The sequence below is a fragment of the Rathayibacter sp. KR2-224 genome (genome assembly GCF_049446075.1).
In the GTDB taxonomy this organism is placed as follows: Bacteria; Actinomycetota; Actinomycetes; order Actinomycetales; family Microbacteriaceae; genus Humibacter.
This window is the reverse complement of sequence record NZ_JBMSEB010000001.1, coordinates 2,582,236-2,596,384: the sequence shown is the minus strand read 5'-3', so window position 1 is coordinate 2,596,384 and position 14,149 is coordinate 2,582,236. Positions and strand designations below refer to the sequence as shown.

Here is a 14,149-nt window from a genome sequence, read left to right as displayed (position 1 = left end):
CGGATGGGCGGCCCCCGTGTCTGCCACTGGTCCTGCCGCCGTCTTCCAATCGAATATTTGCCCACCATTGACAAGGAATGCGCGCAGTCCTATTGTTGCATGAACATGCACCATCGCATCTTCATGCGACACCATCTCCCCACCAACTCCCACGAAGGAGAACAATGACGGGCCCTGCAACGGCGCACGGACGTGGTCTGACAGAACGCTTTTGGAATTCGATCCGCATGCACAGTGCCGATGGGGGTGACGCACAGTGAAGCGGCGGCTCATCGTCAACACGGATGCCAAGAACGAGGCAGACGATCAGTACGCCATCGTGCATGCTCTGCTGTCACCGAGCCTTGACGTGGTTGGCATCGTTCCCGCCCATTTCGGTGAGCGGCGGAGCCCGCACAGCATGCAGGAAAGTCGGGACGAGGTCGACCTGCTACTGGGCCTGCTTGGCCGCACCGACGTCGTAGTCGCTAACGGAGCACCGCACGCGATGCGAAATGCCGGCACCCCGGTGGACTCGGACGGCGCTCGGCTCATCGTGCGAGCAGCACATGAGCCAGGCCCATTGTTCGTCATCTTCCTCGGGCCGCTCACCGACATGGCGAGCGCCTTGCTCCTCGATCCCACGATCGCGGACAATCCCGATCTCACGGTCGTCTGGATCGGCGGCACCCCGTACGACGAGATCACCGGGGGTGAAGCGCAGGGCGAGTTCAATCTCAGCAACGACGTCATCAGCGCGAACGTCGTCTTCCAGTCGAACCTCCGGGTGTGGCAGATCCCGATGTCGGTCTATCGCATGGTCGGCGTGGGATACGCCGAACTGGACGAGAAGGTCGCGCCCCACGGAGAGCTCGGCGCGTACCTGGTACGCCAGTTGAAGGAATTCAACGCGGCGCATGTGGATCCCGAGATCGAGTACCGCACGCTGGGCGACTCACCCGCTGTCAGCGTCGTTCTCAACCCCGACGGTGCGATCTGGCGACACCGCGCCGTCCACGTGTTTGGTGACGACGCTCGCATGACGAATGTCGTCGTCGAAGGAAGGACCGTGCGTGTCGCCGAAAGCGTCGACGTGCGCTTTCTACTCGAAGACATGTTCGCGAAGCTCAAGGCCCACGCCGCTCGGCCGTGAGCCGAGCCCTTCCCTCCACCATGACTATTCAATCGAGCCTTCAGCGCTGGATCGTCTCCGGCCTCACCGCTGGGGCGGTCAAGGGATGACCGGCGCTTCGCCTTCTAGAACGGGAAGAAAGACCCAGATGCTGCATCCGGATGCTGAACGAGTGGACGCTTGGCGACTGCTGCGCCACATGATCGCCGAGGCGCCTCCGGCCGAGCGCAACGCGCTCCTCAAGGAGCAGGCGACTTGGATACGGCGCTCGGTCGTGTCCATGATCGAGACTGCCCAGCAGGGTCACATCGGCGGAGACTTCTCGGTGACCGACATCTTGACCACACTGTTCTTCGCCGTATTGAACGTCGATCCGGCTCATCCCGATTGGCCGGATCGTGACAGGTTCATCTTGAGCAAAGGCCACGCCGCTGCTTCCTTGTATTCGACCCTTGCCAGGTGCGGATATTTCTCACCCGACGAACTGAGCGCATTCATGGCGCCGCTCTCACCGCTGAATGGGCATCCGAACCGCAACAAGGTGCCAGGCGTGGAGACGAATACCGGGCCGCTCGGCCACGGATTCCCGGTAGCGGTGGGAACGGCGATCGGTGCAAAGCTCGCCGGCCGCACATCGCGCACCTTCGTGGTTCTGGGCGACGGCGAGATGCAGGAAGGGTCGAACTGGGAGGCGCTTATGGCCGGCTCGCACTACCGCCTCGACAACCTGACCGCGGTGATCGACCGCAACAGGCTTCAGCAAGGGGCCAGGACAGAAGACACCAACGCTCTCGATCCCCTCGACGAGAAGCTCGCAGCGTTCAATTGGGAGGTACGCGTCGTCGACGGACACGACTACGACCAACTGCTGACCGCGCTGGGCCCTTCCAGCGCCGGGCGGCCCGTGGCGATCGTGGCGAACACCGTCAAGGGTCGCGGGGTGTCGTTCATCGAAGACCGAGTCGAATGGCACCACAAGGTGCCGAGCGCCGATCAGGCGAGTGCAGCGCTGGAGGAACTCACATGACAACGATCGAAACAGCCCTCTCGCGGCCGGCCGAGGTGTTCGACAACCGAGTTTCGTTCGCAGAGGAACTGATAGCGCAAGCGCGCGACGACGAGCGCGTCGTGGCGGTCTGCAACGACTCGGTCGGATCGAGCAACCTGGTGGCGTTCCGCGAGGAGTTCCCGGACCGCCTCATCAATGTCGGCATCGCCGAACAAAACCTCGTGGGTGTGGCCGCCGGGCTGGCGAACGCCGGCATGATCCCTTTCGCGTGCGGCGCGGCGCCCTTCGTGACCGGGCGGTCATTGGAGCAGGTGAAGGCCGACCTGACCTACAGCCAGCTGCCGGTCACGCTCTGCGGCATGAGTCCAGGCATGGCCTACGGCGAACTCGGTCCGACGCATCACTCCGTCGAAGACTTCTCCTGGCTCCGCGCGCTGCCCGGGCTCGACATCGTCGTACCGGCAGACCGCGAGCAGACGCGACAGGCCGTACGAGACGCGACACGGGATCCTCGACCGGCGTTCATCAGGGTCGGACGGTTCAAGGTACCTGACCTCCCCGAGGGCGCTCCCCCACTGGAGCGCGGCACGATCCAGCTCCTCAGAGAAGGCACGGATGTCACACTGATCGGACTCGGGACCACGGTGAGCCGAACCTTGGCCGCCGCCGACCTGCTCGCATCAGAAGGCATCAGAGCACGAGTGCTCAATGCCGCCTACCTGGCTCCGTTCGACGCTGACACCGTCATCGCCGCCGCGCGTGAGACCCGTGCCATTGTGACCGCCGAAGAGGCTAACGTCTCGGGTGGCCTCGGCGCCGCCGTCAGCAGCGTGGTTTCCGGTCTCGAGGCAGCCGCGCGAGTGCCCGTTGAGATTCTCGGTCTGCGCGATTTCGCTCCCACCGGCAGCACGGCGTTCCTCCTCGAATACTTCGGTCTGACCGCGGAGTCCATTGCCGAAGCTGCGAAGGCGGCGCTCCGGCGTGCCTGATTCTCCGGTCATCGTCGCGGTCGACCAGGGCACGAGTTCCACCAAGTGCGTGGTGGTGGACTCGGAGCGCAGAGTGCTCGGAGTCGACACGGTTCCGATTTCCCAACAGCATCCGCGGCCGGGCTGGGTCGAGCAAGACGCCGCCGAGATCCTGCGATCGGTGCTGACCGTTCTTCGACGCGCTCGGGATGCCTACGGGTCCCGCATCTGCGCCGTCGGACTTTCAACCCAACGCGAGTCGGCGCTCGTCTGGGAGCGCGCGACAGGCCGTAGCGTCGGCCCCGTGCTCGGATGGCAGGACCGGCGCACATCCGGCGTAGTGCAACGGTTGATCGCCGACGGGATATCCGCCGACGTGGCCGCCCGAACGGGGTTGCCGCTCGACCCGATGTTCTCGGCTCCGAAGCTGGAGTGGCTCCTGGACCAATCGGATCCAGACCGCCGCCTCTCTCGCGCAGGTCACCTGGCGGTCGGCACGGTGGATTCGTGGCTGGCGTACAACCTCACAGGTGAGCACGTGATCGAGACCGGAAACGCCAGTCGAACGCTTCTCCTCGACATCGATCGGGTCGCGTGGGATGCCGACCTTCTCGAGATCTTCAACATCCCCGAGCAAGCGTTACCTGAGCTCATCGCCTCGGACGCCGACCGAGCCGGCCGCGGCGGTGATGCACCGTTGGCGGCAGTACTCGCCGACTCGCATGCCGCACTGTACGGCCATGGTGTGCGTGCCCAGGGTGCGGCGAAGGCGACCTACGGAACGGGCTCGTCGGTGATGGGGCTCGTCGGTGAGGGGCAGTATGTGCCCTCGTCATTGGCACGCACCATCGCCTGGACGATCCAGGGCAAGACGATGCGCGCGTTCGAGGGCAACATCCTGTCCACGGGCGCGACTCTTGTCTGGCTCGCAGACCTTTTGCAGACGACGCCCGCGGAACTGCTCGAGATCGCGGCCGGCGCTCCGGTGCTCCACGGCATAGACCTCGTTCCGGCGTTCGCGGGCCTCGCCGCTCCGTGGTGGGATGCCTCGGCCGTGGGAACGCTGAGCGGCTTCACGCTGGGAACAGACCGCGCCGCGCTGGCCAGGGCAGCCGCCGATTCCATCGCGCTTCAGGTGGAAGACGTGCTCGCGGCCTGCGAGGCCGGCGGGCTGAGGATCGGCTCCGTGCTGCTGGACGGCGGCCCGTCCGCCAACGATTGGCTCGTACAACTTCAGGCCGACCTCAGCCAGCGAGTCGTCCAACGTTCGCGGGTCGCCGAGCTGTCTGCCTACGGTGCAGCACTGCTGGCCGGCGCGACTCGGGGCCTCTGGGATCCGGACCTCGGCGGGCTGCAATCCGGCGACACCTTCGTCCCGCGACTCGATTCCGTCACGGCCGAGGAGCGACGCCGCTCGTGGGCAGCAGCAGTGGCATCCGCTCGCGGAAGCGCCGCCGACCGCCGCGGGCAAACATCCGAAACCACCAGTTCAAGGGAGTACAAGCATGTCGAGTGAGCCGAAGTACGGAGCAGGCATCTGGCATTTCGCCACCTACGTCGACCGTTACGCCACTGACGGATACGGCGAGCCTCGGAGCATTGTCGACGCGATCAACCTGGCAGGCAAGGTGGACGACCTCTCGGTGGTCGACCTCAACTGGCCGTTCTTCGGTGGAGACTTCTCCAACGAGCAGATAAAGAATGCCCTCGACGCCAACGGCCTCGGCGTGATCGGCATCACGCCCGAGATCTACACCAGGGTGTTCGCGAAGGGCGCGTTCACGAATCCCGACCCAGGTGTGCGCCGGGAGGCCCACGATCTGGTCACTCGGGCGGCCGACGTCGTGCGCTACTTCGGCGCCAGCTACGTCAAGCTGTGGCCGGGACAGGACGGCTGGGACTACCCGTTCCAGGTCGACCACGGTGCCCTATGGAAGAACTCGATCGATGGTGTCGCACAGCTGGCGAGCGAGAACCCCGACCTGCGCTTCGTCATCGAATACAAACCGCGAGAGCCGCGCGTGCACATGAGCTTCGACTCCCTCGCTCGCACACTGCTCGGCATCGAGAAGATCGGACTGCCCAACGTGGGAATCCTCCTCGACTTCGGCCATGCGCTCTTCGGTGGCGAATCCCCCGCCGACTCGGCACAGATGGCCATCGACTACGGACGCCTCTTCGGAATGGACGTCAACGACAACCTTCGGCAATGGGACGACGACATGGTCGCCGGAACCATCCACCCGATCGAGCTCTTCGAGTTCTTCTGGACACTCCGTAAGAACGACTGGGAGGGCGTTTGGCAGCTCGACCAGTTCCCGTTCCGAGAAGACGGCGTGGCGGCCGCGAACCATGCCATCCGGTTCCTCAAGGCCGCACACCGTGGCCTTGACGTGCTCGACGTGGATGCCCTGCGCGCGGCTCAGAGCGAACACGACGCAGTAGCGGCGCTGGCGATCGCCCAGAAGGCGCTGTTCTCGTCGTACTGACGCTTCACTCGGTGCGGTGTTAGAGCGCGAGCCCGTTCTCCAGGTAGGAAAACGCCTCATCGATGAGCTCGAACATCTCCGCTTCCGGGTGCTCGATCAGCTGAGCGAGCACCGCGAACATGCATCCCACGATGGCACCGGCGAGGGTGCGCACCGCAAAGTCCTCTGCCCGCCGGCCGGCCCGCTCGGCAATGACATTGGAGAGCAAGAGCACGCCTTGCGACAACTGATCGAGCATTGCTCCGCGGAGAGCCGGCACCGACATCATCACTGCTAGGCGCTCGCGCTGTTCCTTCCGCTGCTCGCCTGTGAGGTCGGCGAAGGCATTCCGGAGCGCGGACCGCATCGCGGCCGCTGGGGCCAAATCGTCGGGCTGGGCGCTGTACGCGGCAATGATCGTCGGGTCGAACTCGTCGAAGAGCACCACCGATTCCTTGCTCGGGAAGTAGCGGAAAAACGTGCTCTCCGACACCTCTGCTGCGTCGATGATCTGGTCGATCGTCGTAGCGTCGTAGCCCTGTTCGGTGAACAGGCGAAGCGCGTGCGACTGGATCGCCGCCTTGGTCCGGGCCTTCTTGCGCTCGCGCAGACCCGGTCGTGCTTCTTCATCCGTTCGGTTCGACATACGGTGCCTTTCGGCTTGGGATCGTGGCGGATGGCGCCACCGCCTCGGTCTGTACCGATCGCGGAAGAATCACCACTGCCATGATGGCCCCGATGACGGCGATGCCGGCCGAAACGAGCATGGCTGCGCTCATTCCGTGCGTGAACGCGGCGCGCACCGCGTCAGCGAGGTGGGAGGAGTGAAGCCTCGCAGCCACCGCCGCTCCCGCATACACGCTGGACTTCAGGGCCGATGCACCGGAGCCGGAGAGTGCGGGAATCGAGGACAGGGCCTTGGTCAGCTGAGCGGAGTACACCGCGGCGACCACACTGCCGAGGATAGCCGTGCCCAGGGGTGCACTCGTCTTCTGAATCGCCTGCACTACTCCCGACCCCACGCCGCTACGCTCCGGCGTCAGTTGCGACACCGCCGAGGACATGGATGCCGTGAGCCCGAGTCCCGCGCCCGCGCAGACGACGGCCATCCAGATCGCGATGTACAGCTCGCCGGTCGAGCGCACAGTGTACGAGCCGAGCACGGAGCCTATGGCGATGACCACGAACGCCATTGTCACCGTGGCCTTGGGCCCGATCGCAGCACTTATGCGGCCCGCGGGTACCGCGCCGACGAGCATGCCGCCGACGAACGGCAGCAGGCGAAGGCCTGATCCGAACACGTCAACGCCCTGCACGGCCTGGAAGAACTGAGGCATCACGAACAGCAGGCCCACCATGCCCATCCCCGACACGCCGGCGAGAACAGCGCCGCCGGAGAACGCCCTCGAGCGGAATAGCCCCGTGTCGACGAGCGGGGAGCCGCCCCGTCTCGTGAGCGCGATCTCCCAGAAGACGAACCCGATCAGTACGGCGACGCCTGTGGCAAGGGACGCCAGTGCCGAGGCATCCGTCCAGCCTCGCTGGCCCGCCTCAATGACGCCGTACGTGAAGACGACGAGCCCGGCGACCGATGCCACCACTCCCACGTTGTCGAGCCCTGGACGCTGGCCTGCGCGTGACTCGGGAATGAGGATGGCAACGGCGAGCAAGCCGATCAGGACGATCGGAACGTTGAGCAGGAACACCCAGCCCCACCAGAGGTTTGCGAGCATCCACCCGCCAAGGATCGGACCGAGCGGCAAAGAGAGGAAGTTCGCCGCGGCGAAGATGCCAACCGCTTTCGGCCGCGTCGCCTCGTCGAAGAAGACCGTCACCGCGGTGAGTCCCATGACGGCGACACCGGCACCCGCCAGGCCCATCAGGAGCCGGGCAATGAGGAACTCGTCGGGCGTTGTGGAGAGGCCACACAGCGCGGACCCCGCCCCGAAAACGGCAAGCGAAGCGAGCAACACCTTCTTGCGGCCATACCTGTCGCCGAGCAGACCGACAGGCAGCACCGCCGCGGCCAGCATCAGTAGGTAACCGGCGGAGAACCACTCAAGTTGCGACTCGGATGCACGCAGGGCGCCGGCCAAGGTGGGGAGCGCGACGGACAACACAGTTCCGTCGACACCGATAGCGAGCACGCTGAGCGCAACCGCGACGAGCGCCCACCACCGACGAAATTCTACTTTCATGACAGCTACCTCCATCACGAGGGTAGCACTTTTTTGATAGTTACTATCAGTATTTTGAGATGCAGCTCCGTATCCTCCGACCACGCCTCAGCGCGTGACCGTGACGACGAGGGTCGCGACCGCAAGCACGAAGAAGAGAGCGGGCGACGGCAAGCTGCGGTAGGCGCGCGCTCGGAGGTGAACGACGATCGCGCCTGTGAAGAAGAGCACGAGTCCGACCGCTGCGGCCGCCCCGATGGCTTGGATGCCTGCCAACCCCAGCAGCAGGCCCACCGCTCCCGCCGCCTGCAGCGACGCGAAGACGGGGACCCACGATCGAGGTAGATGCACGCCGCCCAGCGTGTCCACGACGAACTTGGCGCGGGCGAAAGTGGCGGCGGCAGTGAAAGCGTTCGCTGCAACAGCGACGAGGGTGATGATGAAGTAGAGGATGGCGTACTCGCATTCGTCAGCGAGCGGGACTTTCCCGCCTCAAAGAGCAATGACGGAACAGCTCACCGGGATGTCTGGTCTGACGTTTGGTAGTGCTGCTTCGTCATCCAGACATGGGAAAGAGATTCCAGAAGAAGGCGGCCGACGGTGACAGCTGATCGCAGACTGCTGATGAGCATCGCGTACCGGCTGCTCGGGTCCACAAGCGAGGCAGAGGATGCCGTTCAAGAAGCGTTTGCGCGCTGGTACGCCATGCCTGTCGCCGACCGCGACGAGATCACCTCGCCTGTCGGCTGGCTCGTCACCGTCACGACCAGAATCTGCCTCGACGTGCTCGGCTCGGCCCGCGCCAGACGCGAGCGCTACGTGGGGGAATGGATCCCCGAGCCGCTCCCGTCGGGGCTGGCGTGGACGAGTCGGACGCGGTCCGACCGTGAGGACGATCCACTCGACCGGGTCTCTCTCGACGAATCTCTGAACATGGCGATGCTCGTGGTACTCGAGTCGATGACGCCGGCTGAGCGGGTGTCGTTCATCTTGCACGACGTCTTCGCGTACAGCTTCGCGGAGGTGGGTGAGATGGTCGGCCGAACTCCGCAGGCTTGCCGGCAACTGGCATCCGCCGCTCGACGTCGTATCGGCACAGCGCGGCGCGACAGGGTCTCGACGGCCGAACATGCTCGAGTCGTCGCCGCGTTCCAGGCAGCTGTCGAAGGCGGCGACGTCGGAGCCCTCATCCAGCTTCTCGACCCCAACGCCACGGCCATCGCCGACGGGGGCGGCATCGTGCGCGCGGCGATCAAGCCGATAGTCGGTGCTCAGGCCATCGCCGACTATCTGGTCAACCTGCGCCGAATGGTGCCAGACCTGCATTTCGAGCTGACCACGGTCAACGGACGAACCGGCATGGCTGGCGTGGACGCCGCGGGCAAGACCGTCACTGTTGCGGCGATCGCCGTGGCTGACGGCCTGGTGCAGAACCTGTGGGTCGTTCGTAACCCGCACAAGCTCACGTACTGGTCGTAGGCAGCGCTGCGGAGGGCAGGTAGCGCGCAAACACGGGGCGGCCTCGGATGTTCGAGCCCCGTGCCTTCCCTTTCATCGACGTGAGCTCGGGTCAGGCCGCGTCGGGCACGGCGACGACCTTGCCGTGGAGCTCGCCTGCAGCCGCCTGGGCGTGGATGGCGGGTAGCTCGCTCAACGGCACGCGCTTGGCCACATCGACGGTGAGCTCTCCGCTGTCGACCAGGGCAACAAGCTCGGCCAGGTCGTCGGCATCCGCTTGCACGAACACTCCCGCAGTTCGCACCCCGCGCTCGTCGTCACCTGGCGTTGTCATCCATGCAGTTGTGGCCACGACGATGCCACCGTCGCGAACGAGGGGCACGAGCGCCTCGAACTCGTCGGGGCTGATGGGTGCGAGGTTCAGCAGCACGTCGACGGGCTCGGTCACCGAGTCGAGCACTGTCGACGTGGTGTGGTCTATCACCTCGTCGGCGCCGGCCGCGGAGACGGCCGCGCGACTGCGCGGACTCGCGGTGGCGATCACATAGGAACCAGCTCGCTTGGCCAGTTGCACCGCATATCCCCCGACCGCTCCCCCGGCTCCCGTGATGAGCAGCCGCTGACCGTCTTTGAGCTCGGCGAGGTCGAAGAGCGCTTGCCACGCCGTGAGCGCGACCGAGGGCAGCGCGGCCGCGTCGGCGAGGTCGATCCTGGTCGGCGCCTTGACGAGGGAGTCCGCTGGTGCCACGACGAATTCCGCCGCCGACCCGTTTTCGCCCATCGGGATGAATCCGACAACCGCGTCGCCGACCTCGAGGCCCGTCACGCCGTCCCCGACCCCATCGACGGTCCCCGAGAGGTCATAGCCCGGCACATGCGGCAGTGCCACCGGGAAGGGCAGCGTGCCCTCGCGGATGCCTGCATCGGCCGGGTTGAACGCGGATCCCGCGACCCGCACGAGCACCTGCCCTGCTTCGGGGACGGGCTGATCCGCATCCTCGTAGCGGAGAACCTCCGGAGCACCGAACTCGTGGAAACGTACTGCCTTCATGATGTTCTCCCTCTCATTGCTTCGAATGTGAAGCATCTGTTAGGAACAGTAGCACTACTTCAAGTTCGTAGCAACTGCTTTGAGTTCGTAGCACAAGTAGACTGTCCCCATGGCCGCTGAAGCACGTTCCCTGGACGCCACGGAGTTGGGTGCCTACTTTTCGCTCATCGAAGTGAGCAGCCTTCTGCGGCACACTGTCGAACAGCAGCTGCGGGAGGCCGGCGATCTCAGCTACGTGCAGTTCCAGCTGTTGGCGCGCCTTGGCGACTCCCCAGAAGGCAGCTGTCGCATGACCGACCTCGCCGACGGAGTGGTCTACAGCCGGAGCGGGCTTACCTATCAGGCGCAGTCGCTCGAGCAGCGAGGGTTGGTCACTCGCGCGACGTCGCTCGAGGATGAGCGGGCAACCACCGTGACCATCACCGAGCAGGGCCGCGAGACCCTGACGAAGGTCTTTCCGGGCCACATCGCCGTGCTCGACCAGTTGTTGTTCGAACCCCTGCCACGCGAAGACGTCGAGTCACTCGCCGACGTGCTGGGCCGCGTCCGCGACCACATGCGTTCAGCGCCCCCGCGCTCCGCTGCGCCACGTCGCCGCAAGAAGAGCTGATTGCCGCATCGGCACCGCTTTCACTAGCGCCGCACCTTGTAGCGCAGGTGCAGAACCCGTTCCCCCTGGATGACAATATGCGGGTCTTCGAGCAGGTGCTGGTCGCGGATGCTCCCGAAGTAGCGCTTGCCCGAGCCGAAGATGACGGGAACGACATCCATTGCGACCTCGTCGACGAGTCCGGCTGCCAGGATCTGGCTGCCGACCTCCCCGGCGTTCACGCTGATCGTGCGGTCGCCCGCAAGTCGTTGGGCAATGGTGATGGCCGCGGTCGGGTCGTCGACGAAGTGGTACGAGGCTTCTGGATGCCAGCCCTCGGGCTTCGGACGGTGGGACACCACGACCACGTGCTCCCCGGCAGGCGGCTGACCTTCCCAGCCGTTCACCAGATCGAAAAGGTGTCGCCCCATGACGATCACACCCAGCGACTTCCACGTGGAGCCCACATACCCCGCGGATGCTCGCGAGACGAGAAAGCCCTTCTCCTCCCCGGAATGGTCGAACGTCTCCTCGGAAGAGTGGTCGTCGGTTGCGTCGACGGGGTCGAGGATCGGAGTATCGCCGCTGAAATACCACTCGTGGAGGGAGCCGACGTCGTCGTGCTCATCGGCGATGAAGCCGTCCACCGATACGACGCTGTGCATGACCACGCTGCCCATGGCTCTCCTCCAATTTGATGCGTGTGCTTAGCCTGTCCTCCGGGTCGAAGGTGCGTCTTGTAAGAAATCCATCACCGGCATTGGCCCGGCATCAGGTGGAAACCCTTGCCGCGACGGAAACCGGCGCCGGAGCGCCAGATAGTCCGTTGGTGTTTGCCCGGTGAACTCCTTGAACTCCTTGCTGAGATGGGCCTGGTCGATGAATCCCGCGGTCTGGGCGAGCGCGGGCCAATCGACGGGATGCCGCGCGTCGACGGAGAGGATCAGCCGCGCGAAGCGGTAGATGCGAGCCAACCGTTTGGGTGTGACGCCGACATGCGATGCATATTGTGTGGCCAGATGATTGCCGCTGATTCCGGCGCCGTCGGCTAGGGAGCTGATCGGAAGGGCGCCCCACGATCGCTCGAGGCGGACCGCCGTGTGGTTGACCAGCTCGAGTCCGCGCGGCGGTGCGGCGACCAGCTGCGAGCGGAGCTCAGCCTCCAAGATCTGCAGAGCGATGGCAGGGGTAGCGGCCGAGCCGAGCCGTTCGCGCAAACGCGGCGAAGAGGCATCCCACAGCGCCTCGGCCGGAATCCACCTGTCACGCACCTCGTGCGATGGGACCCGGACGAACGGCGAGAGGCCCCAAGGCTTGAAATGAACGCCGACCACCCGAACCCGAGCGTCGAACTCGATCTCGAACCGTCTCGTCCAGACACCCATGAACCAAGCGTCTGTGAACACAGTGGGTACGCTCGGTCGCAGCGAGTCCACCAGCGTGACGAGCTCTGCGAGGTTGATGAACAGGTGGGCAGATGGCATCGGCGGAACGTTCAGCCGTCGATGCGTCGGCTCACCGCTGAGAACGTAGATGTCATCGATGAACAGGTCGAGCGGGGCAGCCGGTACGCGGCCTCGGTAGTCCACCAGCCCAGCGTGTCCGACGAGGATGCCGCGCACAAGAGCCGCCGCGGACCCCTCGAGCTAGAACGCGCTCACCTCGACCCGGACATGCACCCTATTCAGGCCGACCGTCGGCGAGCCAACCCGTCAGACCACGCAGCCCGGTGGCGTACCTCCCGAGGTCGGTGACGTCGGCATGCTCAGTGATCACCGTCAGCAGCTCGGCCACAGCCTCGTCTCCCCGCTGGGCGTCGTTGAGCGTCAGCGCGCGGAACACGCGTACGGAGTCGGAATCGGGGAACTGCGCGCGGGCCCTGGCGAGCACATCCAACGACTCGTCCAACCTCCCGAGCCAGCGGAGAGTGCTGCCGTATTGGCAAAGGCATCGACGCAGGGTGTCGCCCTCGAGCCCAAGGGACAACGCGCGCTCGTAGTAGCCGCAGGCCGTCTCCTCCTCACCAGCGGTGTCGTAGGCGCCGCCCACCTCATATACGAGGACCGGGTGGTCGGGGCTCGCGGCAAGCAATTCTTGGAAGTAATCGATGGTCGGCGCCATGTTCGCCCGATCGCGCTGGTCGTAACCGCGCTGGATGGCATCGGCCAGCTCTGGCGAGATCTGCGCCACCGCTGGTGTCTCTCCCATGGCGGCGACACTAACAGCCGGTGGGCATCCGACATGGCCCTCCCGCACACACCCTGCTCCCTTGCCGGCGACGGAAGGCCGTCGGGCAACCTGAGCTGTCAAGCCCCGTCAACGGGGTCGTGACGCCGTATAGCATTGCCCGGGTGAAAGAGCTGGTGTTCGCCGGCCGTTCGTTGCTGGTGGGAGACGATGCCGCAGATGCGGTCGTGGAATACACGGCGGTCTTGGCCCGCAGCGCGAGCGCCGACACCGTGGAACTACGTGCGCTCACGTCGGCCGGTGAACGGGTGGACGCGTACTTGGTACTGGATGCCGCCGCTCCGGTCATGGCCCTGACCACCGCGAGCGCCGAAGCCGAGCCGGACAACCTGCACATCGTGCAGTACATGCACGAGGCGATCCACCGGCTCAACCCCGAGGCCGTCGACTACAGCCTCGGCGTCTTCGACCTGTTCGAATAGCCGCCGGCGCCCGAAGCTCCGGCGGTGACGTCGATGAGGATTCGTTCTGCCTCGTCCCCCACCACTCCTGGCAGGATGACGCGCCACATGTCGAGCACCCAGGCGGTCAGCTCGGCCCGGTGCCCGAGGGCACTCGCGACCTGCTGTATGCCGAAGAACCCGGCAACGAGCACGCGCGCGGTCGCGACCACGTCAACGCCCTCCACGAGCTGCCCATTGCTCTGGGCGTCGGTCAGCGCCGCTTCGGTGAGAGCCAACCAATTCACGTACGGGGCAGGCAACGGCACTTCCACAACGTCGGCATCCCGTTGCAGACGCACGGCCGCTCGCACCATGACGTCGTCGCGGAATTGCTCGGCGACGTGCAGCGACAGAGCGACGAGCGAGCGGACGTCCATCCGTTCGCCTGTGCGGTAGGCCACGGCCAGACCGGGCAACTCCTCGTAGAAGCGCTCGACGATCGAGAGCGCCAGCGACGCCTTGCTCGGGAAGTGGTAGCCCAGGGCGCCTTTCGTCTTGCCCAGGCGCTCGGCGATTCGCTGCAGGCTGCACGCGCCGTAGCCGTGCTCGTCGAATTCATGGGCTGCAGCCAGAAGCAGTGTCTCCCGGGTCTCCGCCGCGCGGCTCTGCACCGTGATACCCCCTCCCG

General features: G+C 65.4%; 16 protein-coding genes. 8 read left to right on the top strand and 8 right to left on the bottom strand.

All coding sequences use genetic code 11. The annotated features are described in order from the left end of the window. The first annotated feature begins 256 nt into the window (after positions 1–256). From ACO2Q7_RS11925 to ACO2Q7_RS11905, 5 genes are all read left to right on the top strand, one after another. Complete coding sequence (locus ACO2Q7_RS11925) at positions 257–1,132, top strand: nucleoside hydrolase (RefSeq protein WP_423355813.1); 876 nt, start codon at positions 257–259, stop codon at positions 1,130–1,132. A 127-nt stretch (positions 1,133–1,259) separates the two neighbouring features. Then, positions 1,260–2,138, top strand: a complete 879-nt coding sequence (locus tag ACO2Q7_RS11920; RefSeq protein WP_423355812.1) for a transketolase — start codon at positions 1,260–1,262, stop codon at positions 2,136–2,138. Next, on the top strand, positions 2,135–3,109 hold the full coding sequence (locus ACO2Q7_RS11915; protein WP_423355811.1) for a transketolase family protein: 975 nt from the start codon (positions 2,135–2,137) through the stop codon (positions 3,107–3,109). The genes ACO2Q7_RS11920 and ACO2Q7_RS11915 overlap by 4 nt, the downstream gene beginning before the upstream one ends. Continuing rightward, the gene (locus ACO2Q7_RS11910) at positions 3,102–4,604 is read left to right on the top strand and encodes an FGGY family carbohydrate kinase (RefSeq protein WP_423355810.1); all 1,503 of its coding nucleotides are present in this window, start codon (positions 3,102–3,104) and stop codon (positions 4,602–4,604) included. The genes ACO2Q7_RS11915 and ACO2Q7_RS11910 overlap by 8 nt, the downstream gene beginning before the upstream one ends. Beyond that, positions 4,594–5,577, top strand: a complete 984-nt coding sequence (locus tag ACO2Q7_RS11905) for a sugar phosphate isomerase/epimerase family protein (protein ID WP_423355809.1) — start codon at positions 4,594–4,596, stop codon at positions 5,575–5,577. Before ACO2Q7_RS11910 ends, ACO2Q7_RS11905 begins: the two co-directional genes overlap by 11 nt. Positions 5,578–5,596: 19 nt before the next feature. Here the strand turns inward: ACO2Q7_RS11905 and ACO2Q7_RS11900 are convergent, their stop codons facing one another. The 3 genes from ACO2Q7_RS11900 to ACO2Q7_RS11890 all read right to left on the bottom strand — a co-directional run bounded on the left by ACO2Q7_RS11900 (position 5,597) and on the right by ACO2Q7_RS11890 (position 8,171). Then, positions 5,597–6,202, bottom strand: coding sequence for a TetR family transcriptional regulator (locus ACO2Q7_RS11900; protein ID WP_423355808.1), 606 nt, complete (start codon positions 6,200–6,202; stop codon positions 5,597–5,599). Further along, positions 6,183–7,754, bottom strand: coding sequence for an MFS transporter (locus ACO2Q7_RS11895; RefSeq protein WP_423355807.1), 1,572 nt, complete (start codon positions 7,752–7,754; stop codon positions 6,183–6,185). The genes ACO2Q7_RS11900 and ACO2Q7_RS11895 overlap by 20 nt, the downstream gene beginning before the upstream one ends. Positions 7,755–7,841: 87 nt before the next feature. Next, entirely contained in the window at positions 7,842–8,171 is a 330-nt protein-coding gene (locus tag ACO2Q7_RS11890) for a DoxX family protein (protein WP_423356022.1), read from the bottom strand. 162 nt (positions 8,172–8,333) lie between these two features. Between ACO2Q7_RS11890 and sigJ the strand changes: the two genes are divergently transcribed. Next, the gene (gene sigJ, locus ACO2Q7_RS11885) at positions 8,334–9,212 is read left to right on the top strand and encodes an RNA polymerase sigma factor SigJ (protein ID WP_423355806.1); all 879 of its coding nucleotides are present in this window, start codon (positions 8,334–8,336) and stop codon (positions 9,210–9,212) included. 91 nt (positions 9,213–9,303) lie between these two features. Here the strand turns inward: sigJ and ACO2Q7_RS11880 are convergent, their stop codons facing one another. Further along, entirely contained in the window at positions 9,304–10,242 is a 939-nt protein-coding gene (locus tag ACO2Q7_RS11880; RefSeq protein ID WP_423355805.1) for an NADP-dependent oxidoreductase, read from the bottom strand. 109 nt (positions 10,243–10,351) lie between these two features. On the opposite strand from ACO2Q7_RS11880, the gene ACO2Q7_RS11875 reads away from it, so the two are divergent. Next, positions 10,352–10,852, top strand: a complete 501-nt coding sequence (locus ACO2Q7_RS11875) for a MarR family winged helix-turn-helix transcriptional regulator (RefSeq protein WP_423355804.1) — start codon at positions 10,352–10,354, stop codon at positions 10,850–10,852. Positions 10,853–10,875: 23 nt separating this feature from the next. On the opposite strand, the gene ACO2Q7_RS11870 is transcribed toward ACO2Q7_RS11875, so the two are convergent. From ACO2Q7_RS11870 to ACO2Q7_RS11860, 3 genes are all read right to left on the bottom strand, one after another. Next, complete coding sequence (locus ACO2Q7_RS11870; protein WP_423355803.1) at positions 10,876–11,511, bottom strand: dihydrofolate reductase family protein; 636 nt, start codon at positions 11,509–11,511, stop codon at positions 10,876–10,878. 27 nt (positions 11,512–11,538) lie between these two features. Continuing rightward, complete coding sequence (locus tag ACO2Q7_RS11865) at positions 11,539–12,420, bottom strand: DUF6597 domain-containing transcriptional factor (protein WP_423355802.1); 882 nt, start codon at positions 12,418–12,420, stop codon at positions 11,539–11,541. A gap of 91 nt (positions 12,421–12,511) precedes the next feature. Then, the gene (locus tag ACO2Q7_RS11860; RefSeq protein ID WP_423355801.1) at positions 12,512–13,039 is read right to left on the bottom strand and encodes a tetratricopeptide repeat protein; all 528 of its coding nucleotides are present in this window, start codon (positions 13,037–13,039) and stop codon (positions 12,512–12,514) included. Positions 13,040–13,182: 143 nt separating this feature from the next. On the opposite strand from ACO2Q7_RS11860, the gene ACO2Q7_RS11855 reads away from it, so the two are divergent. Beyond that, positions 13,183–13,500, top strand: coding sequence for a hypothetical protein (locus ACO2Q7_RS11855; protein ID WP_423355800.1), 318 nt, complete (start codon positions 13,183–13,185; stop codon positions 13,498–13,500). On the opposite strand, the gene ACO2Q7_RS11850 is transcribed toward ACO2Q7_RS11855, so the two are convergent. Further along, complete coding sequence (locus ACO2Q7_RS11850) at positions 13,467–14,132, bottom strand: ScbR family autoregulator-binding transcription factor (protein WP_423355799.1); 666 nt, start codon at positions 14,130–14,132, stop codon at positions 13,467–13,469. The two genes, ACO2Q7_RS11855 and ACO2Q7_RS11850, sit on opposite strands and share 34 nt — an antisense overlap. Between the last annotated feature and the right edge of the window lie 17 nt (positions 14,133–14,149).

What these genes read in the sequence shown, in the direction of transcription:
- ACO2Q7_RS11880 (WP_423355805.1), bottom strand. Translation starts at nt 10,242, where the DNA reads ATGAAGGCAGTACGTTTCCACGAGTTCGGTGCTCCGGAGGTTCTCCGC.
- ACO2Q7_RS11870 (WP_423355803.1), bottom strand. Translation starts at nt 11,511, where the DNA reads ATGGGCAGCGTGGTCATGCACAGCGTCGTATCGGTGGACGGCTTCATC.
- ACO2Q7_RS11905 (WP_423355809.1), top strand. Translation starts at nt 4,594, where the DNA reads ATGTCGAGTGAGCCGAAGTACGGAGCAGGCATCTGGCATTTCGCCACC.
- ACO2Q7_RS11895 (WP_423355807.1), bottom strand. Translation starts at nt 7,754, where the DNA reads ATGAAAGTAGAATTTCGTCGGTGGTGGGCGCTCGTCGCGGTTGCGCTC.
- ACO2Q7_RS11915 (WP_423355811.1), top strand. Translation starts at nt 2,135, where the DNA reads ATGACAACGATCGAAACAGCCCTCTCGCGGCCGGCCGAGGTGTTCGAC.
- ACO2Q7_RS11860 (WP_423355801.1), bottom strand. Translation starts at nt 13,039, where the DNA reads ATGGGAGAGACACCAGCGGTGGCGCAGATCTCGCCAGAGCTGGCCGAT.
- ACO2Q7_RS11900 (WP_423355808.1), bottom strand. Translation starts at nt 6,202, where the DNA reads ATGTCGAACCGAACGGATGAAGAAGCACGACCGGGTCTGCGCGAGCGC.
- ACO2Q7_RS11875 (WP_423355804.1), top strand. Translation starts at nt 10,352, where the DNA reads ATGGCCGCTGAAGCACGTTCCCTGGACGCCACGGAGTTGGGTGCCTAC.
- ACO2Q7_RS11920 (WP_423355812.1), top strand. Translation starts at nt 1,260, where the DNA reads ATGCTGCATCCGGATGCTGAACGAGTGGACGCTTGGCGACTGCTGCGC.